The following is a 23,528-nucleotide window of genomic DNA, read 5'->3' on the forward strand; positions in this document are numbered from 1 at the left end:
TCTGGCCACAGCCCGCGCAGCCTGCTAGGGCGCGTTGCAACAAAACCAGCCGGATCGGATCCCGCCATGACCGCCAAAAACCGCATCGTTCTGTCCAGCGACCATGCCGCAATCGCCCTGCGCCAGGCCATCGGCGCCCACATCGCCACGCAAGGCTGGGAGGCGATCGATATCGGTCCGATAACGGCGGAAAGCACCCACTACCCCGAACACGGGCGCGCAGCGGCCTTGCGTGTGGCATCGGGTGACTGCGCGCTTGGGATCATCCTGTGCGGCACCGGCCAGGGCATCATGATGGCGGCCAACAAGGTTCCCGGCATCCGCTGCGGGGTCTGTTCGGACACGTTCTCGGCCCGCATGATCCGCCAGCACAACAACGCCAACATGCTCGCGCTCGGGGCGCGGGTGATCGGCGACGCACTGGCCATCGACATCGTTTATGCCTTCCTTGGTGCGGAGTTCGAAGGTGGTCGACATGCAACACGGGTGAAGATGATAGAGGCGACCTGAGGCGCCCGCCGTCGCGCGTAATCTCACTGAAAATGGGTGGCGGAGGCTCAGGGATTCGAACCCTGGGGACGCTCTCACGCCCAACGGTTTTCAAGACCGCCGCATTCGACCACTCTGCCAAACCTCCGGTGAAACTCCTTTAGGCAGGCTTGCGCGATTCGGCAAATGCCGCACATCACGGGGAAATATGCCGATTTTGCTTGCCCACGCTTTTCAGAGCGAGCCATTAACGCTATGGTAACCGCAGAACTCCGCATGACGGGGCAAAATCAGGTGTCGAAAACGGCATTGGCCACAACATGGTCGCACGAGGCAACAGCAGGCAAGGATATGGTCCATGAGCAGACCCATCACCCGTTCCACTCTCCGCAATAGTGTTTTTCTGACCATGGCCCTGGGCCTTTTGGCGGGATGCGACGAAAGCGGACAATTCGTGGCCATGCAGGCCTTTAAACCCAACACCCAGACCGAAGGGACGCCCGAACCCGGCGCGCCGATCAAGACGGTCGAGCGGGATGTCGAGGCCCCGGACGTGTTCGCGGCCGACGAGGCAGGCCTCTGGGATGGCCGCCCCTCTTTGGGCGGTGTCTGGGTCGCACACCCGGACGTGACTGACCCCGAGCGGGTGATCATTCGAAACACCACCAATGACAAGTTTGTCGTCGGCGCCCTGTTCCGGCGCGAGCGGGACATTCCCGGGCCACGCCTGCAGATCAGCTCGGACGCGGCTGAGGCACTTGGCATGCTGGCCGGTGCACCGGCGCAGTTGAACGTCACGGCCCTGCGCAAGGAAGAGGTCGCCGTCGAACCCGAAATCGAGGACATCGCGGCCGAGGCCGTCGCTGCCCCCGCCGAGGTGACAACCGCACCGCTTGATCCAATCGAAAGCGCGGCCGCCGCCATTGACGCGCCAAGCCCCGCGATCGACGCCCCAAGTGCTGCGAGCGGCATCCAGCCGCCCGCTGCAACAACCCCCAAACCGACACCGGCAGCCGCCACCGCCCCTGCGCGCACAGCGGCCTCTGGTCTGTCCAAACCCTTCATCCAGATCGGCATCTTCTCGGTCGAGGCCAATGCCAACCGGACGGCCGCGCAGATGCGCAATGCGGGCATTATCCCGACCGTGAAAACCTTTGACCGGGACGGCAAGCCGTTCTGGCGCGTGGTGGTCGGCCCGGCAACCACATCGGGCGAACGCAGCCAGTTGCTGGCCAAGATCAAGACCGAAGGGTTCACGGACGCCTATGCCGTAAGCAACTGATCTTAAAAGGAGACCCAAGCCCGTGATCCGCATTCTTGCTGCCGCCGCCCTGGCCATTCCGCTGACGGCGATGTCCGTTGACGCCTTTGATACGCGGGCCGCGGCGGCATATGTGATCGACCACACCACGGGCACGGTTCTGCTCAACAAGAACGCGGATGAACCGCTGCCGCCGGCCTCGATGTCCAAGCTGATGACGCTTTACATGGCGTTCGAGGCGATCGAGCGCGGGCAGTTGTCGATGACGGACGAACTGGTCGTGTCCGCCCATGCCAACAGCTTTGGCGGCTCCACCCTGTTTCTGAAAACCGGCGAACGGGTCTCGGTCGAGGACCTGATCCGGGGCATCATCGTGCTCTCTGGCAACGACGCCTGCGTGGTGATTGCCGAGGCGCTGAGCCCTGACGGCACCGAGGGCGGCTTTGCCCGCCTGATGACCCGCCGGGCGCAGGAAATGGGTATGACCAATTCGACCTTTGCCAATTCCAGCGGCTGGCCTGCGGCTGGGCATCTGATGTCGATGCGCGATCTGGGGTTGCTGGCGCAGCGGCTGCTGACCGACTACCCCGAATATTACCCGATGTTTGCCGAAACCGAGTTCCTGTTTGACGCCAATGAATCCGCCAACCGGTTCAACCGCAACCCGCTGCTGAAACTGGGCATTGGTGCGGATGGCCTCAAGACCGGACACACGCAAGAAGCTGGATACGGTCTCACCGGCTCGGCCAAGCAGGGCGAGCGCCGGGTGGTGTTTGTACTCTCCGGTATGGACTCGGCCGATGCGCGCGCGCAGGAATCCGAGGCCATCGTGAACTGGGCCTTCCGCCAGTTTGCGCAGCGCACCCTTGCGACCTCTGGTCAGCGTCTTGCCGTGGCCGAGGTTTGGGAAGGGGCCGAACCGCAGGTCGGGTTGGTCCCGGCCGAGGATATCAGCGTGCTGATCCCGGTCCTTGCGGGCAAGGAAGTGGCCGCCGAAGTCGTCTATACCGGCCCCATTCAGGCCCCGATTGTCGCAGGCACGCCGCTGGCTGAATTGGTGCTGCAACCCGAAGGCCTGCCCGAACAACGCTTTGCCCTCGTGGCCGAAACGGACGTGGCCCATGGCGGCTTTCTCGCCAAGGTCTCGACCGCCGCACTGTCGCTGATCAAGACCGTGCGCGACACCCCTGAGGCGGAAGACGGCGTGTGACAGCCCAAGGGCATTTTCTGAGCTTTGAAGGCATCGACGGGTCGGGCAAGTCCACGCAGGCCCGATTGCTGGCCGACCATCTGCGCGCAACTGGCCACGATGTGGTCCTGACCCGCGAACCGGGCGGCAGCCCCGGGGCCGAGGAAATTCGTGCCCTCGTGTTGCAAGGCGATCCCGATCGCTGGTCTGCCGAGACCGAGCTGCTGCTTTTCACCGCCGCGCGGCGTGACCATATGGAACGGCTCATCGCACCGTCATTGGCGGCGGGCAAAATCGTGATCTGTGACCGTTTTGCAGACAGCACGCGCATGTATCAGGGCCTCAGCCGGGGTGATCTGCGCGGCACGGTCGATGCGCTGCATGATCTGATGATCGGGCGCGAACCGGACCTGACCATCCTGATCGACATGGATCCCGCTCAAGGCCTTGCCCGTGCCAAGGGGCGACAAGGGGCCGAAGAACGGTTCGAGGACTTCGGCACCGATCTGCAAGCCGCCATGCGCACAGGCTTCCTGTCGCTGGCAAAGGAATTTGCGAGCCGTTTTCATGTGATCGACGGTGCGCGCGCGGTCGAGGATGTGGCAGCGGATGTCACCGCGACCGTCACCGATTATCTCGCAAGCTGATCCGACCCACCTTCTCTGTTTCAAAAAAATCCCGGGGGAGGCTGAAAGCCGGGGGCAGAGCCCCCTCAATCCGGCCCAAGCCCATTCCCCCTGCCCCGCGCCAGTGCTACATCCCGGCCCATGGCTGACGAAACACCCGATCCCACCCGCGTCGAGGGCGCACCGCATCCGCGCGACACGGCCCGCCTGATCGGTCAGGACGCGGCGCAATCGGCCTTTGTCGATGCGTTCAACACCGGGCGTCTGCATCATGCCTGGCTGATCACCGGCCCGCGCGGAGTGGGCAAGGCGACGCTGGCCTGGCGCATCGCGCGCTTTCTGCTCGCCACACCTGATCCCGACCCCGACGACATGTTCGGCACGCCTGAGCCCCGCAGCCTCGAAATCCCTGCGGACCACCCGGTTGCACACCGGATCGCGGCGGGCGCCGAACCGGGCCTCAAATCCGTGCACCGAACTGAGAACGAGAAGACCAAGCGCATGCGTGACCAGATCGTGGTCGATGACATCCGGGACATGGCCTCCTTCTTTCAGCTTTCGGCCACGGACGGCGGGCGGCGGGTGGTGATCATCGACGCGGCGGACGACATGAACGTCAACGCCGCCAACGCGCTGCTGAAAATGCTCGAAGAGCCACCCGCCCGCACCACCTTGCTTCTGATCTGCCACCAGCCCAGCCGCCTTTTGCCCACCATCCGCTCGCGCTGCCGGACATTGCGACTGGGCACGCTCAACGCGGACCAGATGGCCGAGGCGATGGCGCAAGCAGGCGTCGATCCCGGCCCCGGCGCGGCGGCGCTGGCCGAACTGAGCGCAGGATCAGTGGGTGACGCGCTGCGGCTTGCCCTTCTGGACGGGTTGAAACTCTATTCCGACTTCATTGGATTGATGGGAACCATGCCCAATCTTGATCGCGGGCGCGCGCTGGCCATGGCCGAAGCCGCAGGCGCGCGCGGGGCCGAGGCGCGGCTTGATCTGCTCTACACGCTGATCGACATCGCGCTGTCGCGTCTGGCCCGCACCGGCGCCGGTCACCCACCAGCCGTCGAGGCGGCCCCGAACGAGGCTGCCACCTTCGCCCGCCTCGCCGCCCACCCCGCGCAGGCGCGCGCCTGGGCCGACACCGCGCAAACAGCGCTGGCGCGCGCGCGCCATGGGCGGGCGGTCAACCTTGACCCCGGCGCGCTGGTGCTCGACACCCTGTTCAAACTTTCAACCACGGCCAATCCAAGATGATCCCACACATTACCGACAGTCACTGCCACCTCGATTTCCCAGATTTCGAAGGGCAGCTGGAACAGATCATCGCAAATGCAGCCGAGGCCGGGGTGACGCGCATGGTCACGATCTGCACGCGCTTGCGGCATGAGCCACAGGTGCGGGCGATTGCCGAAACCCACGCACCCGTATTCTACGCCGCAGGCACCCACCCGATGAGTGCCGCAGACGAGCCACTGGCCAGCACGGACGAGTTGATCGCACTGGCCAAACACCCCAAATTCGTCGGCATCGGCGAAACGGGGCTCGACTATCACTACACCTCGGAAAGTGCTGCGATCCAACAGGCCTCGCTGCGCATACACATCGATGCGGCGCGCCAAACGGGTCTGCCGCTGATCATCCACGCGCGCGCCGCGGACGAGGACATGGCCGAAATCCTCAGCGAGGAATTCGCGCAAGGGGCCTATTCTTGCGTCATGCACTGCTTTTCCTCGGGCGCGGCACTGGCACGCGCCGCGCTTGATCTGGGGTTTTACCTGTCGATGTCCGGCATCGCGACCTTCCCCAAGTCACAAGAGTTGCGCGACATCTTTGCCGCCGCCCCGGTGGACCGAATCCTTGTCGAAACCGACGCCCCCTACCTCGCCCCGCCCCCACATCGGGGCAAAAGAAACCAGCCCGCCTATACCGCCCACACGGCGCGCAAAGGGGCAGAGGTGTTCGACATGGACTATGCCGATTTCGCCGCGCAAACCCAAAAGAACTTCGACCGCTTGTTCTCAAAGGCGGCTGCGTACAGAGTTGCCCCATGACGGATACGCTGACCTTCACCATCCTGGGCTGCGGCTCTTCGGGCGGAGTGCCGCGCCTTGGCGGGCATTGGGGGGCGTGTGACCCGGACAATCCGAAAAACCGGCGGCAACGTTGCTCGCTGCTGGTGGAACGGACCAGCGCGGCGGGCACCACAACGGCGCTGATCGACACCTCGCCGGACCTGCGCAACCAGTTGCTTAACGCAGGCGTCGGGCGGTTGGACGGTGTGATCTATACCCATTCCCATGCCGATCATGTGCACGGCATCGACGATCTGCGCATGATCGTGTTCAATATGCGCACTCGCCTGCAGGTCTGGGCGGACAGCCCGACGCAGGACTCCCTGCTCAACCGCTTTGGCTATGTCTTTGTGCAACCCAAGGGCTCGCCCTACCCGCCCATCCTCGAACTCAACACGATTGAAGGGGCCACGGTGATCGACGGCCCCGGCGGACCAATCACCTTTGAACCGTTCGAGGTCGGCCATGGCAGCATGGAGGCGCTCGGGTTCCGTATCGCAAACCTCGCCTATCTGCCGGACGTCGCCGACATCCCCGACGGGGCGTGGAGCGCGCTGGAAAACCTCGACATCTGGATCGTGGACGCGTTGCGGCGAGACCCCCACCCGACGCACAGCCACCTGTCCAACACGCTGAACTGGATCGAGCAGATCAAACCGAAACGCGCAGTGTTGACCAACATGCATATCGATCTGGACTACGACACCGTTCTGCACGAAACCCCTGACCATATCGAACCCGCCTATGACGGCATGCGGCTCACCCTGCCCGCGCCCTGATCCACCTTCACTTGGCAAAGAAAACTCCCGCCGGAGGCTCCCGCACTCTCGGCCCACACCAAGGCCTGAAACATGCAAGCCCTCCTCGACGTCATCCTGCCCGTCTTTCTGGTGATCGGGTTCGGCTATGTTGCCGTGTGGCGCGGGTTTTTCCCGGCCTCCGGGGTCGATGCGCTGATGAAATTCTCGCAGCATTTCGCGATTCCCTGCCTCTTGTTTTCGGCCATCGCCAATCTCGACCTCACGGTCAGCCTGAACCCGCTCCTTCTGTTCAGCTTTTATACCGGGGCGACAGCCGGGTTCTTCCTTGGCCTCTTTGGCGCGCGTTTCCTGTTCAACCGCGACTGGGAGGACAGCGTCGCCATCGGCTTTTGCTGCCTGTTTTCCAACTCGGTCCTGCTGGGGCTGGCGATCAACGAACGGGCCTATGGACCGGATGCGTTGGCCGGGGCCTATTCGATCATCGCCTTCCATTCCCCCTTTTGCTACGGGCTGGGGATCACGGCGATGGAGATTGCGCGCAATCGCGGTCAGTCGCCGCTGGTCATGGCGCGGGGCGTGGCGCGGGCGATGTTCCGCAACGTGCTGGTGCTGGCGATCATAGCCGGGTTCATCGTCAACCTTGCCGGGATCACCCTGCCGGAAGTGCTGCGCGACGGGCTTGATCTGGTGATCCGGGCGGCCCTGCCCACCGCGCTGTTCGCGCTTGGCGGCGTGCTGATCCAGTACAAACCCGAGGGCGATGCGCGGGTGATCGTGATGATCTGCGCGGTGTCACTTCTGATCCATCCGGCGATCACCTGGACTTTGGGAAATGCGCTGGCAGTACCAGCCGGCATCTTCAACACCGGCGTTCTGACTGCGGCCATGGCGCCGGGGGTCAACGGCTATATCTTTGCAAATATGTACGGGCGGGCGCGACGGGTGGCGGCCTCCTCCGTGCTGGTCGCCACGGCGGCGTCGCTGATCACGGCGTGGATGTGGCTGGTGGTTCTGGGATAGACAGTTTGGCCCGGCGCGCGCGCGCAAGCTCGGCGTTGAGCGCGCCACCAAGCAGGACCAGATAAGCACTGATGAACAGCCACATCAGCATGACAATCACTGCCCCGATCGAGCCATAGACCTCGTTATAGGTGCCAAAATTGCGCAAATAGATCGAAAATCCGATCGACGCGCCGACCCAGCCCACTGTGGCAAACACGGCCCCCGGCGAGACCAGCTTGGGCCGCCGCCCGCTCAGGTTCGGGCCCAGTCGGTAAATCAACGCAAATCCGATCAGCAAGACGCCAACCCCGACAACCCAGCGCACCACCTCAACGCCAAAGCCTGCAAGCGGCCCAAGCGGGAAAAAGGCAAGGATCACGGGCAGGATCACGATGCAGGCCATCGCCACCAGCAATACGCCAATCAGGCTGGCCGTCAGCATCAGTGCGCGGATGTATTGCGACAGCCCCGTGCGGTTCGGTGCGTCGTAAATCGCGTTAAGTCCGCGCATCAACGCGGCCACCCCGGCGCGCGACGACCACAGCGCAAAAGCAAAGGAAATCACCGAAGCCCACCCGAGTGTCAGCCCGTCCGTGGTCGCCAGCTTGGTCAACTGCGCATCCAACAGGCGATAGACATCCGCAGGCATGACCGCCTGAAACTCCTGCAACTGCGCCAGTGCAAGACCCGGATCGCCGACGATGCCCCACAATGCAATGGTCGCGGCGAGACCGGGAAAGATCGCTAGGATGGCATAAAACGCCACACCGGCTGCAATCAGCCCAAGGTTTTTTTCATCCATCAGTCGAAACACATGGGTGCCCGCCCGCCACCACAGCGCGGCATCTTTCGGGGGTCTGGCACTCGTCACGGGTTCGCTCATATCGGCGCAGTCTTCTTTGTCTATGCCGTAACAACATAGGGCCGATGCCCAGCGCTGCAATCGCGATGCTTGGGTTACGGGTGATCTTTGAGCGGGGTGAGACATGGCGGTCGGCAGGCGTGGCCGATCAAGGCGTCGAACCAAGGCGGGCACTACCCGGTCCGGGGCACCTCGGCCTTGCAGTTGGCTTTCAATAGGGCGGCAAATTCCAGTTCTGCCATGGGCCGTTGCAGCACGTATCCCTGAAGGACATCGCAATCGAGCTTGCGGATCGCGGCCATGTGGGTGCCGGTCTCCAACCCTTCGACCACGACATCCGCACCCTCCAGCCGGGCGATGCGCGACAGGCTTTGCAGTATCTCCAACTGCTTGGCGTGGGTGCCCAGATAGGTCACCAGGCTGCGGTCGATCTTGACCGCGTCGGGCTGCAGCGCCTGCAACGCCTTGACCGACGCGTGACCAGTGCCAAAGTCGTCCATTTCGATCCGTATGCCCATCTCGCGGATCGCGTCCAGCTTGTAAAGCAAGGCCGTGCTGGGGGTGTCGTAAAATGTGGTTTCAAGCAACTCAAACGCAATCTCATGGTGATCACGCAGGTCGGCCCTCGTCTGTTCCAGCAGGGCCTCATCCTCAAGGCGCGCCCGAGAGATGTTGACGGAAATGCGCGGAAAACTGAGCCCCAGGTCCGTCCATTCGGTCTGCAAGGTGGCGACGCGCTGAAACACGCAGCGATCAATTGCATCGAGCAGGCCCGCATCAATGGCGTTGGGCAGAAACTGCGCCGGGGCCAGCAAACCGCGCTTGGGGCATTGCCAGCGCACAAGCGCTTCTGCGCCGACGATCTCAAGGGTTTCCGCATCATATTGCGGCTGGAAAAAGCACACGATCTGATCCGCGTTCAGCGCCGCCTTGAGGTCTTGGCGGGTGTTTGAGACCAGATGGAACTCGGCCCCCACCTCTTCGCTATAGGCGCGGTAACAAAAACGCCCGGCCCGCTTGGCGGCATAAAGGGCCGTATCGGCCTCGATAAAGATCGACGATTGGGATCGCGGCTGGCCGTGGCCAATCGCATAGCCAATGCTGGCGCCCACCGAACAGGGCTGACCCTGAAAGGACATCGGCGCGCTGATCGCCTCGATCAGCTGATCGCACATCGCGTTGAGCACATCCTTGTCCGGCGCATCTTCAAAAAGCACCGCAAATTCATCGCCCCCGACCCGAAACGGCTGGCCCATGGTCCCGATGGTATCGACCAGAATATCGCTCACCTGCGACAGCACGAAATCACCTGCCGGGTGCCCTAGCGTATCATTCACCTTTTTGAAGTGGTCGAGGTCGATATGCATTGCCGCATAGCAACTGTCGCCCGAGATGCGATTGAACAACTCTGCCGCCGCCTGATCGAGCCCACGGCGATTCCCAAGACCGGTGAGTTCGTCGTGCAGGGCGTCATGTTCCAGCTTGGCGCGCGCCACCTCCAACTCTTCGGCGCGACGATAGTCTTCGGTGACGTCGAAATTCACACCGATCAGCTTGGTCGGCCCGTTTGGCGCGGTCACTGTGCGCGCAAGACTTCGGATATGGCGCACCGTTCCGCCAGGGCGGACAATGCGGTAATCACGTTTGAAGTCCGTGTTCAGGCGCTGACACTCGCGCGCATAGGCCACCGTCGCTTCATAGTCATCGGGGTGCAGATGCGTTTCCCACAGGTTGTCAGAACGGACGTTCGACCCATCGCTGATCCCGTAGATTTCCAGCATGCGGTCATCCCAATGCACCTTTCTGGTCTCGGGATTGAACTCCCAAATCCCCATGCCCGATGCCTCGACCGCAAGCTTGAGCTTGCCTGCAAGCTGGTTGATGGCCTCCTGACTGTGCATCGCCTCGGAAATGTCGGTGTCGGTGCCGACAATCTGCACAGGCCTGCCGCTCGAATCCGTCTCGACCACGCTGGCACGGCACAGGATCCAGACCCAATGCCCCTCGTCGTGCAGATGCCGGTACTGGATGACGATACTCTTGGCTCCGCCGTCCCGCTGGTCATCAAAGGCCTCCCGCAGGCGGGCGCGATCCTCGGGGTGGACCTGTGCCAGCCAGTTGTCATTGGACATGTCGATCACATGATCCTCGGACCAGCCGCGCAATTTGCGCCACGCCTTTGAGGCGACAAAGGCGCCCGTCTGCAGGTTATAGTCCCAAACCCCCTGATCGAGGTTTTCCATCAGGTAGCGCAATGTCGGACTTTGAGCGCATTGATCCGGCGTCATCTGGCACAGGATCCCGGCAAAAGCGCCGTCATAGGTCAAACGGGTCAGGTCCGCGGAATGGGTTGTGACCAACGCGCCGGGCAGTTGCCAGTCCAGTTGGTACCGCCCGGGACGCAGGCCTGTCACGTCCCGCGCCATCTGTTCGACTTTTGCGCGATCAAAGGGCTTGAGGGTCTCGAGGAAATCGTCCGGTGCAATCGCGGGAAAAGCCCGGTCTCGCAAAGACCGAAAGGCACGGTTTTCATGGCTGATCTGCCCCACACCCTGCAAGACAGCCGCCGGATGCGGCAGGGTGTCCACAATCAGTCTGAGCGAGGCCAGATCGATTGCATCGCAAAGGGCGTCCTTGGTCGACAAGAGGCGTTCATCCTGGTGCTTGGTCGGAACGTAGGGGCTCAATTCTGCCTAAATTGTCGGAGTTACAATTTCGCTAAGTGGGCTTGGTCCCGCACTGGAACGCGTGTGACCCGGACAAGCACAGCGTCAAGAAACTTTGTCGGATTTCGAACAGATCGTCAGGGCAGCGTCAGATGTATTGTAGTGAAGGGACGAAGGAACACCTGCGACGCTCTGGCACACAGTGCGCATGCGTTCGTCGGAGCGGTGTTTTGCGGGCGATGCGGGCCCGATGCAGAGGCGCCAAATGAGCACATTTTCATTCCAATTGGACGGCAGACAAAGACAGCATCACCTTGCACAAAAGGCCTGGACGCACCTCGTCGAATGAACGACCGGGTATACTAGGGTTCAGCACTCCAGACCCGATCCAGGGCGCTGACGGGTGTGCCCGCATCAACATAAGACTGGATCAGTCGGTCCATCGCGTTTCGGGTCAACTGATTGTGCCCGCTCGACACGCCAAGGCTCGCCACCATTTTCCAATGCCCATACATCAGCGCGACGAACAAATAGGACAGCTCCTCCGAAGACTGTTTGCCCAATTCGGGATGTGCCAGTTGAAACTCGTGGCTCAGGACCTGACCCAACAGGACGTATTGCCCCCTGAGGTTTTCGCGCACGCGCAATGAGCCGGCCGCGATGCTCATCATCGCGTCGTATACTGCGTCGTCCCTGGGCTTTCCGACCCCATCAATGAGATCAAAATAGAAATCCAGAAACATCTCGAGACGCGCCGACCCCACCAGTTGCGCTGCATTCTGTAAAAGGGCCTCGCGATAGGCGTTGGCGAGGAAATCGCAAATCGCCACCATAAGTGTCTCGGGGTCTTCGTAGTGATAGCGGACCAACTGCCGCGACACCCCGGCCTCCGCCGCGATCCTGTCATAGGACAGGGGCGGCAAGCCTTCTTTGTTCAACGCCTTGAACGCACCTTCAATGATACGAACGCGCGTGTCCTTGGGCTCGTCTGACTGCGTCATCCTCCTGCCCCCTAAATCAATTCTCACATCAATCTAAGCAGCATTTATGCGAAGTCGGACGCGACCCCGTCAATGAATACAGCTTGTTAGGTCACGCAAAAGAGTATCGAGGCGGGCCAATTCTCCGCCGTCTGTTGAAGAGAAAGGCGGTTCCACATTGACCAAAATCAGGCACGCACCCACGCATGGTCAGGAACAGCATTCATACCGTTTCTATCTCGCAGTGCATAAAGCCGTCTCCCAATTGCGAAGAATGTGACAACGCCTTCGCACAGGCATCCAGCAATTCCCAACGCTCCGGCTTTGTTCGAGGCGCGGCGATAAATCAATGTACAGTGTCCAATCCCGCACACGTCACGTGGAAAATGGGTACAACTCTAGATGTTCCGGCGTCAAAACTCTTCCCATCCTCCACCGCCAACAACCTTCGCCGGGGCGGGTGCGTCGGCGGGTTTGGCAACTGTCTGCTTCATCGCGACGACCTGTCCATACTCGCCCGTACGGAACCGCGCGGTCGACTGCTGCAGGCTTTCTGCCTCGCTGGCCAGCACAGTGCTGGCGGCGGTGACTTCCTCGAAGGACGCGGCCTGCTCCTGCGTGTTTTGATCGATCAGGCCAACGGCCGAGGCGATTTCGCCAATTCCGCTCGCCTGTTCGGCAATTGCGGCGGAGACTTCTTCAACTCCGGTCGTGATCCGGATGACACTCTCGGCAATCGTTTCAAGCGAAGACCGCGCATTCCTGACTTTTGTCACGCCCTCTGACACCGCCTCGTCACTCTTGGTAATGACGGTATCAATCTCCTTGGCAGCCTCGCCCGCGCGCTGCGCCAGTTGCCGCACTTCGGAGGCGACGACGGAAAACCCGCGCCCCGCATCCCCTGCCCGCGCCGCCTCGACCCCGGCATTCAGGGCCAACAGGTTGATCTGGAACGCAATATCGTTGATGACGCCGACGACGCGCGCAATCTCGTTTGAGGCGTCCGCAATACGCTCCATCGAGCTGGCCGCATCTGCAGCCACCTGTTCACTGGACACTGCCGTGTCGCGTGCGGATCGCGCATTCTTGCTGGCATCGTCAATATTCCCGCTCACCTGCTTGATGCTCGCCGTCAACTCTTCCAGCGCGGCGGAGGTTTCCTCAAGCGAGGCGGCATTGCGTTCGGCCTGTCGCGACATATCGGCGGCCGTGTCGCGCATTTCCGCAGACGAGGACGCAAGTGTTGTGCCACTGCGGGAAATGTCACCAATCAGCGACTTCAACGACTCCATCATGTCGTTGACGTTGCCCTGAAGGCTCCCAAATGCGCCGCGGAAATCACCCTCCATTCGTTTGGAAAGATCACCGTCCGCGATGCGTTCCAGAACCTGACCGGTGTCGGACAAGCCCTGATCGACGACACTGAGCAGCTGATTAATGTTTTCAGCAAGATCATTGAGAACGCGATCCGAGAAATTCGCCTCAACCCGTTCGGAAAACTCACCCTCAATGGCCGCTTCGACAACACGCCCAAACGACTTGCCCAGATGACCCATCATCTCTTCACGTTCCGCCGCGACCTGTGCGTCAGCCTGCTCTCTTTCCTTGGCCAATTCGACCTCGCGCCGGGCGGCTTTCTCGCGCTCTTTGGCCATTTCGGCCATTTTGCGGTTGGCTTCTTCCTGCTCGGCGTTCAGGGCTTCGACCTTTATGGCATTCTGCTTGAACACCTCGGTTGCACGGGCCATTTCACCCACTTCGTCCGCGCGCTCAATACCGGGAATCTCCGTTTCATAGGTCCCGCCCGCAACACGGCGAATTGCAACGGTCAGCTTCTGAACCGGTCGCGAAATCGTCCGCGAGAAAAAGACCGAAATCGTCAGAACCGCCATAAAGGTCGCCACGGCAATCCCAACTGCCCATTTTAATGCCCAAGGCAGTCCGGCGAACAATTCCGCCCTGTCCTGCTGAACAATTGCGACCCAAGTTGTGCCCAGAAACTCGATTGGCGCATAAAACGCCTTTACGTCACGACCCGTCGGCTCGGTGTATGCGGACAGTCCCGATTGGCCCGCAAGGCCCGCGCGCACAACATCCAGATCGTATTCGGTGCTCAGGATATCGTCCTCTTCGGACATGATGGAATCTGTGCGCATGAGAAAATCAGCACCCACCAGAAATCCGTCCGCCGTCTCACCAAGCCCTTCGAGATCACTTGCCGCTGTGTTCAGCTGCCCAATCGGCATCTGATAGGCCAGCACGCCGATGCGTTTGCCATTTTCGTTGAACACCGGACGCGAGATAAAGGCCGCCGGAGCAAAGGCGCTTGGCTCGTAAGGTGCGAAATCTACGAAGAAAGCCGGATCGCTCGCATTCAACTCCATCGCGCCGCGAAACACTTGGCCAAGGCCGGAATCCTTCCACGGACCGGTCAGGAGGTTGGTGGCATAGTCATTTTCCTTGAACACACTGTAGACCAGATTGCCCTCGGGATCGAACAGGAAGATATCGTAATATTCCATCTCGTTTTGCAAAGCATCCAGCGCCGGATGGTAGACCGCATGGATAAAACCATAGCTTGATCCGGTATCGGTCGACACCAACAGATCTTTTTCGCCCAGCGGATGCGGGTTGTCCGTGATATAGGCCCGCTGCAGCACCTCCGCCGCGTTCTCGGTCGAGGCAAAACCATCCGCCAGCGCAATCAGCGCCGTTCTGACCGACGGATCCGACGCTCGCAGCCGCAGGTCGCGGTCGATGGTGTTCAAAAGGGTCTCAACTTCCTTGACCTTGAGGATGCCAACGCCTTCCAGCCGCTGGCTTGCGCCATCAGTGATGATGCGTTTGGTCAGGGCAGAGTTGGCAAACACCAACACGAGGATTGTGGTGGCAACCAGGGCGCTTATCAGCAGGGGAAGCTTGATCCCGATCTGGTTGATGGACGCGCGCAGGCCTTGATGCGAAGCAGGGTTTTCGGATGTCATGGCTGCGCACTCCGGAATTGCGTTGTAAAGGCGTTCGTTTGGGAACCAAATGGACCTATCGGCGACAACAAGGCATGCCAGACTGCGCACCTAGCCGCGCCGCGCGCACCAACTTGTCGATGCCGGTGAGTCCGCCGCCTGTTTTGTCCAGTGATGGCAGTGAATGCCATGGCCCATTGATCCTTCAGTCGCTCAGGTGGCCATTCGATACCCCGCAAATGTTACTGATTGCTGAACCCAAGTGCAGGTCGGGCGCCGCGGTGAATGCAAAATGCCGGGCTGGACCAGCCTTGCTGTTCGAAGCCCGGCGAAATGCGACAACTATCCTAACGCGGAGCGGTTGGAGAAATGCGAGGTGGATGTCGGAGATGCAAAAAATGCGACTCGCAGGTCGACGCAAATCGGGAGCCTTCGATGCACCAGTCGGCCCCAGAATTCTGAGCAGAGCTCCGATTCCCTGAAACTCCAAAGAAGCCGGGCGCATCAGAACCGAGCGCCAAGCGCATGCTCACATGCTGATACAAAACCGCCAAATGAGAAGCATGGTGCGGTCAGACAGAGAAAATTCGAACGCTGTCCTTAGCCAGTTTAACAATTCTTGTGGGCGCGCACAGCCTTCCATTGATGAGGTGTTTGATGAGCTAGAACGATGGCACGACATAATCAGGCCACTTGCTGACGAGTTGCGAGGACCGCGTCCATGACTTTACAGCAAACAAAGCCTCAACAAAGAACACCCAAGAAACGCCCCGCCCCGTTGTCTCTCCGACTGTCGGACGAAGAACGTACACTTCTAGAGCAACAGGCAGGGAACTTGGCGCTTGGTGCCTACATCAAGCTAGTGGTTTTTGACGAAGCGGCACCCACATACCGCAAGCGACAAAAACCACCTGTTGCTGAACAACAGCTCTTGGCGGAAGTGCTGGCGCGTCTAGGGCAATCACGCACAGCCAACAATCTCAATCAGATCGCCAAGCATCTGAACCAAGGCACGTTGGTTGTAGATGAAGAATTAGAAGCCGACTTGCAGCAAGCCATTGCCGAAGTCGCGTGGATGCGTGCGACCTTGATGAAAGCCCTCGGGATCAAGCCATGATCATCATCGCTTCTCAACGCTCTGGTGCGCGGGCGCTGGCAGATCATTTGATGAATCATCGCGACAATGATCACGTCACTCTGGCCAAGGTTGATGGATTCATGGCCGATGATCTTCACGGTGCGTTGGATGAAGCCTATGCGGTTTCAAAGGCGACCCAATGCACACAGTTTATGTTTTCAGTCAGCTTAAACCCGCCGGAAGATGCCTTCGTTTCTGAGGAAGAGTTTGAACAGGCTGCGCAACGCATCGCAGACAAGCTCGGGCTTCAAGATCAACCCCGAGCCATGATCATCCATGAAAAACAAGGACGGCGTCATGCGCATGTTGTGTGGTCACGTATCGATGCTGACAGCATGAAGGCCATCAACCTCCCCCATTTCAAAGTCAAACTTCGCGATGTTTCAAAAGAGCTGTTCTTGGATCATGGTTGGGAACTCCCAAAGGGTCTTAAAACCTACGGCGACAAAGACCCTCTGAACTTCACACTGGAAGAATGGCAGATTGCGCAACGCGTTGGTGTTGATCCAAGAGAGATGAAGCAGCTTTTTCGTGAGGCATGGGCACAATCCGATGATGCGAAGTCTCTGAAGGCGGCGTTGACTGACAAAGGTCTGTATCTCGCCACGGGAGACCGCCGTGCGTTCGTCGCCTTGGATATTCATGACAACATCTATTCACTGTCGAGATGGATGGGCGTCAAAGCAAAAGACATCAAAACTCGACTGACGGACGCAGGTGATTCAAAATCCCCCGCCGACGTTACAGAGTGGCTGCGTGCCCGCAAAACCGATCAAGTGCGTGACTACATCCAGCAGATCAAAGACAAGCATGGTCGTGAAATGCAGCCATTCTATGCGGAGCGCGCCGCGATAGTAAAAGCACAGCGCAAGGAACGCGCTGATCTCAAGCTCAAACAAGACAAACGATGGGCCGAAGAAACCCAAAGTCGCTCTGATCGCCTTAACAGGGGTCTGCGCGGATTGTTTGATCGGCTCACAGGCGCGCATCGCCGGATCATCAAACGCAATGAAGTTGAGGCATTATCATCCTCGCGCCGCGATCAAGAACAGCGAGATCAATTGATCTTGACACAAATGGCCGAGCGCAAGGACTTGCAGCAACGGGTCAAACGGCTCAAATCCAGCCAGAGGAGAGACCGAGGCCTACTGGCGCGCAACATCGCTAGCTACCTAATACGGCAGCAAGCTCACACAAATCGCGCAACAAGTCAGCGAGTTCACAGCCGATCCCGCAGCCTTGGGTTCACTCGGTGAGATAATTGGCACGACAAAGACCCATAGTAAGCCTAGTCTCCATGGCGCCGCCATTGAGACTCTTTAAACAGCTGGCCGTTCCACTGTATCGTGAAGTACCCATTTTCGCTGCGATATGTCAGAACTGGCGGAGTTTCAGACCCGACTTCAATGTCTCCGCCCAAGTACGTCCTCCAACCAGTAAATACAGGTTCACCGGTGTAAGAAGAGATTACGGGCCAAAGTATGAAAACCGGACACAAGTTATCTCTAACACATCTGTTGCTTTTGGGGTTGGGACCGTCGCAGGTGATTTTGTCATGGTATAGAATAAGATCATCCATGCCATCAGCGTTGAGATCACGGACAAGAAGTCCGTCAGAAGCAACCTGACCACGCCTATCTGCATGCTCGCAAGCTCGTCCGATATACTTGTCTAATGCTTCTTGAGCCTCGTCCGTAAGTGCTCGTGAGCCTAGCGTTCTGCTAGAGTCTGCACCCTCGGTGCTGATGGCAGGCGGGCTTCGCAATTGATATGTTTGAGTATCAACGATTGCCCCATTTTTAATAGTTGTATCCGTCCTAATTGCTTGATCCACCACCGTATACCGGTCGGTAATCATCACTCGTTCGCGACCCTCAAAGTCTATAACCACTACTTGCTCGTACTCACGTACAGAACCGTCAGGCATTATTCTTATGTAAGGAGGCGGTGCACTAGTCGTTGGAACGCCAGATGCTGATTGGGCTTCGCGTCGAAGAACTGACGTGCTAGTCGAGTTTCCCAATAAGAACCGGTTGTAGCTCGTGTTGACGTCCTCAAGAGCTTGTCTAACCTCCGATCGAGCGCGAGAAATACTTTGTGCTCGTTCCGCACCTTCTGGAGTGTCTGTACCTCCTAGCTTCTGCACCGCTTCATTGATTTGTCCAACGGGTACATTACGCTGCGTCGTCGCGAGCCCAAAGAATTCAAGCACAGTACCCCAGAGGTTTATTTGTTCTGCTATCTCTAACTGACGGTCTGCTTCCTGAATCCCAACAAGATCAATTTCTTGGTTTTCTTGACCAAACGTCTCTGCGGGAGCGGTCAGCAAAAGACAGATGCCAAGCACAGATGAGGATTGCCGACGAAACACATATGTGAACATTGTTCCCACTCATATCTATTGGACTATTTCTTCTATTCGGCTATTGACGTACCAGAAATAGTCGAACACGCCATTGACGATTGCAGCAAACGATGCGTCCTTGTTTCGACGCTGAATTTCATAGTATTTTACAACGTATAATGTTTGGGCGATGTGTTGACAGTTCTGAAATGCGTATTCCATGTCAATTTTGAGTTCTGTCTTTCCTTCCTCAAAATCATCGGTGGCTTTCAGAGCACCTGCTGCCAACATACAGTCGATGTACACCCCAACGACCTCACCCTCAGAGATCTTGGGCGGTTCTTCAGGAAGTGTGAGTTCCAGATAGTTGGCGACGTCTAAGGCCCTAGCCGGAAGAAGAGACCCAAACATCAAGAGCGAAAAAACGGCGCAGAAACTTAAACGTAAAGTAAGCGCCAGTGGCTTTCTTGCGTTATGATATCCACTAAGACTTCTAACGGTTCTGGCCATGAGTAGTACAGCGCCTTTCCCGTGGTAACGTATTTGCCATGATAGTCCTGTCTCCTGCTCCATGCAGTACGTAAACAGTGTGCCTGTCGAGTGTATCAACTGCAAACGTCTAGATCACTTTATCCCAAACAAATCTTCGAAGCCTTCACCCGCAATCACCCGTGTTTCACCTGAGACGGGTGTGGGTTTGATGTTTCATGAGAGCGGCACGTTCAATCTTTGAAAGGAGACGTGCTGTGAAACTTCCACTTAACCACTTGGCCACGTTTGGTCTGTGCCTTGCCCTCGGGCTGGTCACGACCAATGCGGCTGCTCAGGGCTTTTTCGACCCTGATCAACGGTACTATCTCACCCAATCAGAATGGCAGATGCGCATGTCAATGTTGCGTGTCGTCATGATTGGTGGGGCTACCGGGCTGGGCTTTGCCATCGGCTGGTTCTTTTCACCTGCTGCGCGTGAGCTGCGCGCGGCCATCGCCGTTGGAGCGGCGGTCGTAGCTTGCGCTGTTGCTGTCTTGAACCATGGCCCGCTGGGCTGGAGCCTCGCCACTTTGATTGCCATGATCGGCTTTTGTTACGGCGTAGGCTATTGGTTTGATCAAGCCGTGCGCCGTTTGGGCGAAACCCCAACCACGTTCGGGTCTGCCAAATGGGCAGATGCGCAGCATTTAGCGCAAAAGGACATCTTTGGCAGCTCGGGCATTCTGCTCGGGTCGTATTTTGATGGGCAATATTGGCAAAAGATCTCCTACAAGGGAGATCGTCACGCCTTTACCTATGCCCCAACACGATCAGGCAAAGGTGTGTCGCACATCATTCCAAACCTGCTGGAATACCTCGGCTCGGTGCTGGTCATTGACGTCAAAGGCGAAAACCTCCTGATCACCGGCAAAGCGCGCGCAGAGATGGGCCAAGAGGTTCTGGCCTTCGATCCCTGGAACATCGCTGCCGAAGAGGCAGGGTTCACGCCTGCGCGGTTCAACTTTCTGGATTGGATTCAACTCACTGATCCCAACGCGCCGGAGAATGCGATGGTACTCGCTGAATCCTTCGTTGTTAAAAACGACAAGGGTGATCCGTTCTGGCAGGAAGAGGCCAAGGCTCTCGTTCGGGGTCTGATCTTGCTGGTGGCTTTTGACATCACCTATCACGACAAGCGCCATATGGGCACTGTGCGTGACCTGCTGTTGCTCACCGGTGATGATCAAACATCCTTGTTTGAATATATGGCCAACAGCCCGCATGCGCTGATTGCCTCGACCGGGGCGCGGTTCCTGCAAAAGGATGATAAGCTGCTCTCCAGTGTGATGGCCTCGGCGCAAGCTGAGACGCACTTTCTGGATAGTGAGCGGGTGCGGGATGCGATTAGCACATCTGACTTCGATTTTGCTGACCTGAAGACCAAAGCCATGTCGGTCTATCTGATCATACCCGCAGATCGGGTTGAGGCATTCTCACGGCTCTTACGCGCCATGGTGCAACAATCCATCACCGTCAATGCGCGCAATATCGGCGAGAAGCCAGAAACACCGGTGCTGTTCATCCTCGATGAAATGCCTTCTTTGGGGCGTCTGGCATCTGTCGAGCAAGCTTATGGGCTGATGGCAGGGTTTGGCATGCAAATCTGGGGCATTGCCCAAGACCTCTGTCAGATGCGTCGGGTCTATGGTGAGGATTATGAAAGCTTCATCGCCAATAGCGGGGTTGTTGCGTATTTTGGTTCGCCTGATGAACGCTCTACCGAGTATTTTTCTAAGCTGTGTGGTGTGACTACTGTTTGGAATTTCTCCTCAGCCTTGGCATCGGCGTTCAGCTCATCCTCTGGGGCTGGTGGCGGCTCCAGCAGCACGTCAAACACAAACACCGACACACGGGCCGCGACACAGCGCAAGCTGATCTTTGCGGACGAGTTGCGTCGTTTGGATGATGATCTGCAGTTGATCCTGATCGAAAACGCCAATCCCATCATGGCGCGCAAGATCAGATGGTTTGAAGACCCTGATCTGAAAGACAAAGGCGTCAATCTGCACGACGCAGCCTGACCCTGATCCTTTGGCTCCGGTGGGCGATGCTCACCGGGATCATTCCTCCCCACATCCACAATCAACTCACGATGAGGCTTCCTTATGGTCTTAGAAACCACACCGATGATGCATTGGTCTGAGCCGCAACTGGTGCTCTCGCCAACGGACACATTCAAAGCCGCTGCTCTGGGTGAGCTGTATTTCGACGAAGCTCTGCTCATCGATATCTGGCGCTCCAGCCGCAGCAATCCTGTTCTAAGGGCTTATCTGCATGATGCTGCTGTCTATGGGCTGCAAGCTCTGTTGGATGCCGTGACCTTCGAGCAGCTCTACACAACCCCCTCCCCTTTCATCACTGACGACGCCTACTAAGGAGACCTGCAATGTCAGATGACAAAACACCGACCTCCAAAGACGCCTTTGGCCGCATCACCAATCCTGACGGCACGCCTGTGCGCGATAAGGACAATGCAGCCCCTGATCTGAAACCAACCCAAACGCAACGACCTGCACCCAATCTTGCGCCTCCCGGCATGAGCGGGATCAAACAGCCAATAGCTCAGAGGCAAGTGTCGCCGCACCAAGAGAAGATTATCTTCCGTAAGGACCCATCGTCCCTGGTGCCGCGAGCCAACAAACAAGAGGCTGGCCTGTCTATCGATGGTGGCAAAGTAGAGCCTGATCTTTGGATCAAGGGCACTCTGATCACCATGCCCGGATATAGCTTTGCCGCGAAAATGTATGACGCGCCGTCCGAACACGGCCTTGAAGGCGGTCAAGTCTCCAAGCTGGAAGTGCGCAAGAATGGCGAGGTCATCGTGAATTATGATCGTGGTTGGGATGTTGAACCCAAAACAGGCGAGCACGTAGAAGCCGTGTTACGTATCCGTGAAGGTCTGGGAGATACACGCGAAAATGAAATCAAAACGCCTGAGCAAAAGCCTGAGAAGGACCACGGCATGAGCCGCTGACGCTCACGATAAGACTATTTTCCTAAGACAGGATGGCGCAGATATGTGCTATCCTGTTTGCATGTCTCAAGTTGAGTTTATGCAGTTTCTCCAATCCGTTAAACATGACCACCCGAGTTACGTCCCCGTCATGCGGCTCTACCCCAACTCTGCTGGTGCAGACCTGATGGTCCATCTGCCGCAAAACTCATGGGACTATGTTGATTGGCTCGAAGGACGCGGTGATATCGACTTCACAGTCTGGGTTCAGCATTGCGAACAAACGCCGTTCGATGGCTGGCCGATCTCCAAGCTCCTGATGTACTGGTTGTGGTTGGATAGCTGTCGCAGGCATCGCAATGGGTTGGAAACCTTCTCAGACAGGCTGCCAGAGGGATATGATGCGTTTGGGGAACCAGCGAATGATGAGTAGTTCATTGGAAAAAAGTTATCGACCAAGTCAGACAACTTTTTTGGAATACCAAATGATTACGCTGCCATTTTTTTTTAAAGTCATGAGCGTGCCAGCAGTTGGAACGCTGGTAGTCTAAAAGAGCTGTAGCTCACTTCAGCTAGAATGAAATTATACATCAACTTATACTGGCGTAAGCACATCTAGCTCTCTAATTTAAGCCGCTCCAAAAGCCGCTCTACAATAGGAATTGCACTTACTCGATCATTCTCACACCTTACAAGAAATCTAATTTCACGGCGGATGTAATTTCGAAATTCGTTTTCCTCAATAGATTTGTCAAGCACATCCCGCAATTCAAGAAGGCAATTGGCCAAAAACTTCACCGTGATGACGTTGTTATATCTAGTACGTTCATTAATAAAATCTTCGCAGTTCTTAATCGCTTCCAACACCTCAAATTTATATACACTCATATTTCATATTAATATCTTTTACTTACCGATACAACAGTCATTCGATCATCTGTCACAACCACAAGAATATCACCCAGCTCTAACGCAATTTCTCCAGGCCTGCTGGCCTTCTCCGAACCCGACACTTTACCGTATCGGATTACTTCGATAACATTCCTTGTCAAGAACGCAATCGAACGTTTTGAAAACTTAGCAACACCCGAGACATAGACCACGGCATGGATCGCTAAAACAGCGCATAAGACTATTATCCTAAGGCAGGATAGTGCAGATATGTGCTATCCTGTTTGCATGTCTCAAGTTGAATTTATGCAGTTTCTCCAGTCCGTTAAAGACGATCATCCTGACTATGCACCCGTCATGCGGCCACACAAAAACACTGCCGGTGCAGACGTGATGATCCATCTGCCGCAAAACTCATGGGACTATGTTGATTGGCTCGAAGGACGCGGTGATATCGACTTCACCGCCTGGGTCCAGCATTGCGAACAAACACCGTTCGATAACTGGCCGATTTCAAAGCTGCTGATGTACTGGCTCTGGCTGGATAGCTGCCGCAGGCATCGCAATGGGTTGGAGACGTTTTCAAACGTGCTGCCAGAGGGATATGACGCGTTTGGGGAGCCTGCGAACGACGGGTAGAAACGAGTGACACCTAAGTCGCCCAAAAAATCTAAGCTGTTTGCGAAGCTTTATGGTTTGGGTATTGTCTGAAATTTTGACTTCGAACAACTGCATTCAACAGACGGTTCATTGTTTACTCTGTTTACTTCGTCGTCCTTAAGTGCGTAAGCATAGGT

Annotated in this window: 21 protein-coding genes and 1 tRNA gene; 15 read left to right on the plus strand and 7 right to left on the minus strand. The window is 57.7% G+C overall.

Annotated elements, in window-relative coordinates; all coding sequences use genetic code 11:
• Positions 1-66: 66 nt before the first annotated feature.
• Positions 67-510, plus strand: coding sequence for a ribose 5-phosphate isomerase B (gene rpiB / locus Q1A89_RS20550; RefSeq protein WP_299733039.1), 444 nt, complete (start codon positions 67-69; stop codon positions 508-510).
• A 37-nt stretch (positions 511-547) separates the two neighbouring features.
• On the opposite strand, the gene Q1A89_RS20555 is transcribed toward rpiB, so the two are convergent.
• A tRNA-Ser gene (locus tag Q1A89_RS20555) sits at positions 548-637 on the minus strand.
• A 210-nt stretch (positions 638-847) separates the two neighbouring features.
• Here Q1A89_RS20555 and Q1A89_RS20560 point away from each other — a divergent pair.
• From Q1A89_RS20560 to Q1A89_RS20590, 7 genes are all read left to right on the plus strand, one after another.
• Positions 848-1,771, plus strand: a complete 924-nt coding sequence (locus Q1A89_RS20560; RefSeq protein ID WP_299733042.1) for an SPOR domain-containing protein — start codon at positions 848-850, stop codon at positions 1,769-1,771.
• A gap of 22 nt (positions 1,772-1,793) precedes the next feature.
• Positions 1,794-2,960 carry a D-alanyl-D-alanine carboxypeptidase family protein gene (locus Q1A89_RS20565; RefSeq protein WP_299733045.1) on the plus strand — a complete coding sequence of 389 codons (1,167 nt, stop codon included), beginning with the start codon at positions 1,794-1,796 and terminating at the stop codon, positions 2,958-2,960.
• On the plus strand, positions 2,957-3,586 hold the full coding sequence (tmk, locus tag Q1A89_RS20570) for a dTMP kinase (protein ID WP_299733048.1): 630 nt from the start codon (positions 2,957-2,959) through the stop codon (positions 3,584-3,586). Before Q1A89_RS20565 ends, tmk begins: the two co-directional genes overlap by 4 nt.
• Positions 3,587-3,706: 120 nt before the next feature.
• A complete protein-coding gene (locus Q1A89_RS20575; protein ID WP_299733051.1) occupies positions 3,707-4,822 on the plus strand; it encodes a DNA polymerase III subunit delta' in 1,116 nt (371 codons plus the stop codon).
• Positions 4,819-5,619: a TatD family hydrolase gene (locus Q1A89_RS20580; RefSeq protein WP_299733054.1), complete on the plus strand. Its 801-nt coding sequence runs from the start codon at positions 4,819-4,821 to the stop codon at positions 5,617-5,619. The genes Q1A89_RS20575 and Q1A89_RS20580 overlap by 4 nt, the downstream gene beginning before the upstream one ends.
• Complete coding sequence (locus tag Q1A89_RS20585; RefSeq protein WP_299733056.1) at positions 5,616-6,419, plus strand: MBL fold metallo-hydrolase; 804 nt, start codon at positions 5,616-5,618, stop codon at positions 6,417-6,419. Before Q1A89_RS20580 ends, Q1A89_RS20585 begins: the two co-directional genes overlap by 4 nt.
• Positions 6,420-6,491: 72 nt before the next feature.
• Complete coding sequence (locus Q1A89_RS20590; RefSeq protein ID WP_299733060.1) at positions 6,492-7,421, plus strand: AEC family transporter; 930 nt, start codon at positions 6,492-6,494, stop codon at positions 7,419-7,421.
• Here the strand turns inward: Q1A89_RS20590 and Q1A89_RS20595 are convergent.
• From Q1A89_RS20595 to Q1A89_RS20610, 4 genes are all read right to left on the minus strand, one after another.
• Positions 7,387-8,274 carry a YihY/virulence factor BrkB family protein gene (locus Q1A89_RS20595; RefSeq protein WP_299733063.1) on the minus strand — a complete coding sequence of 296 codons (888 nt, stop codon included), beginning with the start codon at positions 8,272-8,274 and terminating at the stop codon, positions 7,387-7,389. The genes Q1A89_RS20590 and Q1A89_RS20595 overlap by 35 nt on opposite strands.
• Before the next feature lie 164 nt (positions 8,275-8,438).
• Positions 8,439-10,952 (minus strand): bifunctional diguanylate cyclase/phosphodiesterase, encoded by a 2,514-nt coding sequence (locus Q1A89_RS20600; RefSeq protein WP_299733066.1) that lies wholly within the window; start codon positions 10,950-10,952, stop codon positions 8,439-8,441.
• 341 nt (positions 10,953-11,293) lie between these two features.
• Positions 11,294-11,932 (minus strand): TetR/AcrR family transcriptional regulator, encoded by a 639-nt coding sequence (locus tag Q1A89_RS20605; RefSeq protein WP_299733069.1) that lies wholly within the window; start codon positions 11,930-11,932, stop codon positions 11,294-11,296.
• Positions 11,933-12,324: 392 nt separating this feature from the next.
• The gene (locus Q1A89_RS20610; protein WP_299733072.1) at positions 12,325-14,895 is read right to left on the minus strand and encodes a methyl-accepting chemotaxis protein; all 2,571 of its coding nucleotides are present in this window, start codon (positions 14,893-14,895) and stop codon (positions 12,325-12,327) included.
• 700 nt (positions 14,896-15,595) lie between these two features.
• On the opposite strand from Q1A89_RS20610, the gene mobC reads away from it, so the two are divergent.
• On the plus strand, positions 15,596-15,991 hold the full coding sequence (mobC, locus tag Q1A89_RS20615) for a plasmid mobilization relaxosome protein MobC (protein WP_299733074.1): 396 nt from the start codon (positions 15,596-15,598) through the stop codon (positions 15,989-15,991).
• Positions 15,988-17,268, plus strand: coding sequence for a relaxase/mobilization nuclease domain-containing protein (locus Q1A89_RS20620; RefSeq protein ID WP_299733076.1), 1,281 nt, complete (start codon positions 15,988-15,990; stop codon positions 17,266-17,268). The genes mobC and Q1A89_RS20620 overlap by 4 nt, the downstream gene beginning before the upstream one ends.
• 32 nt (positions 17,269-17,300) lie before the next feature.
• Here the strand turns inward: Q1A89_RS20620 and Q1A89_RS20625 are convergent, their stop codons facing one another.
• Positions 17,301-18,395 (minus strand): hypothetical protein, encoded by a 1,095-nt coding sequence (locus tag Q1A89_RS20625; RefSeq protein ID WP_299733078.1) that lies wholly within the window; start codon positions 18,393-18,395, stop codon positions 17,301-17,303.
• A gap of 15 nt (positions 18,396-18,410) precedes the next feature.
• The gene (locus Q1A89_RS20630; RefSeq protein WP_299733081.1) at positions 18,411-18,866 is read right to left on the minus strand and encodes a hypothetical protein; all 456 of its coding nucleotides are present in this window, start codon (positions 18,864-18,866) and stop codon (positions 18,411-18,413) included.
• Between the two features lie 236 nt (positions 18,867-19,102).
• On the opposite strand from Q1A89_RS20630, the gene Q1A89_RS20635 reads away from it, so the two are divergent.
• The 5 genes from Q1A89_RS20635 (at position 19,103) to Q1A89_RS20655 (ending at position 23,370) form a co-directional block, all read left to right on the plus strand.
• Complete coding sequence (locus Q1A89_RS20635; protein ID WP_299733084.1) at positions 19,103-20,908, plus strand: type IV secretory system conjugative DNA transfer family protein; 1,806 nt, start codon at positions 19,103-19,105, stop codon at positions 20,906-20,908.
• A gap of 84 nt (positions 20,909-20,992) precedes the next feature.
• Complete coding sequence (locus Q1A89_RS20640; protein WP_299733087.1) at positions 20,993-21,262, plus strand: hypothetical protein; 270 nt, start codon at positions 20,993-20,995, stop codon at positions 21,260-21,262.
• 11 nt (positions 21,263-21,273) lie between these two features.
• Positions 21,274-21,861 (plus strand): hypothetical protein, encoded by a 588-nt coding sequence (locus Q1A89_RS20645; RefSeq protein WP_299733090.1) that lies wholly within the window; start codon positions 21,274-21,276, stop codon positions 21,859-21,861.
• Positions 21,862-21,922: 61 nt separating this feature from the next.
• Positions 21,923-22,273 carry a hypothetical protein gene (locus tag Q1A89_RS20650; RefSeq protein WP_299733093.1) on the plus strand — a complete coding sequence of 117 codons (351 nt, stop codon included), beginning with the start codon at positions 21,923-21,925 and terminating at the stop codon, positions 22,271-22,273.
• Between the two features lie 746 nt (positions 22,274-23,019).
• Complete coding sequence (locus tag Q1A89_RS20655) at positions 23,020-23,370, plus strand: hypothetical protein (RefSeq protein ID WP_299733096.1); 351 nt, start codon at positions 23,020-23,022, stop codon at positions 23,368-23,370.
• Positions 23,371-23,528: the final 158 nt, after the last annotated feature.

It is taken from the genome of uncultured Tateyamaria sp. (assembly GCF_947503045.1).
Taxonomy (GTDB): Bacteria; Pseudomonadota; Alphaproteobacteria; order Rhodobacterales; family Rhodobacteraceae; genus Tateyamaria.

Coding starts and splice junctions, on each gene's coding strand:
- Q1A89_RS20590 (WP_299733060.1), top strand. CDS start 6,492: ATGCAAGCCCTCCTCGACGTCATCCTGCCCGTCTTTCTGGTGATCGGG.
- mobC (WP_299733074.1), top strand. CDS start 15,596: ATGACTTTACAGCAAACAAAGCCTCAACAAAGAACACCCAAGAAACGC.
- Q1A89_RS20585 (WP_299733056.1), top strand. CDS start 5,616: ATGACGGATACGCTGACCTTCACCATCCTGGGCTGCGGCTCTTCGGGC.
- Q1A89_RS20610 (WP_299733072.1), bottom strand. CDS start 14,895: ATGACATCCGAAAACCCTGCTTCGCATCAAGGCCTGCGCGCGTCCATC.
- Q1A89_RS20655 (WP_299733096.1), top strand. CDS start 23,020: ATGTCTCAAGTTGAATTTATGCAGTTTCTCCAGTCCGTTAAAGACGAT.
- Q1A89_RS20625 (WP_299733078.1), bottom strand. CDS start 18,395: ATGTTCACATATGTGTTTCGTCGGCAATCCTCATCTGTGCTTGGCATC.
- rpiB (WP_299733039.1), top strand. CDS start 67: ATGACCGCCAAAAACCGCATCGTTCTGTCCAGCGACCATGCCGCAATC.
- Q1A89_RS20645 (WP_299733090.1), top strand. CDS start 21,274: ATGTCAGATGACAAAACACCGACCTCCAAAGACGCCTTTGGCCGCATC.
- Q1A89_RS20650 (WP_299733093.1), top strand. CDS start 21,923: ATGTCTCAAGTTGAGTTTATGCAGTTTCTCCAATCCGTTAAACATGAC.
- Q1A89_RS20560 (WP_299733042.1), top strand. CDS start 848: ATGAGCAGACCCATCACCCGTTCCACTCTCCGCAATAGTGTTTTTCTG.
- Q1A89_RS20640 (WP_299733087.1), top strand. CDS start 20,993: ATGGTCTTAGAAACCACACCGATGATGCATTGGTCTGAGCCGCAACTG.
- Q1A89_RS20580 (WP_299733054.1), top strand. CDS start 4,819: ATGATCCCACACATTACCGACAGTCACTGCCACCTCGATTTCCCAGAT.
- Q1A89_RS20630 (WP_299733081.1), bottom strand. CDS start 18,866: ATGGCCAGAACCGTTAGAAGTCTTAGTGGATATCATAACGCAAGAAAG.
- Q1A89_RS20620 (WP_299733076.1), top strand. CDS start 15,988: ATGATCATCATCGCTTCTCAACGCTCTGGTGCGCGGGCGCTGGCAGAT.
- Q1A89_RS20605 (WP_299733069.1), bottom strand. CDS start 11,932: ATGACGCAGTCAGACGAGCCCAAGGACACGCGCGTTCGTATCATTGAA.
- Q1A89_RS20575 (WP_299733051.1), top strand. CDS start 3,707: ATGGCTGACGAAACACCCGATCCCACCCGCGTCGAGGGCGCACCGCAT.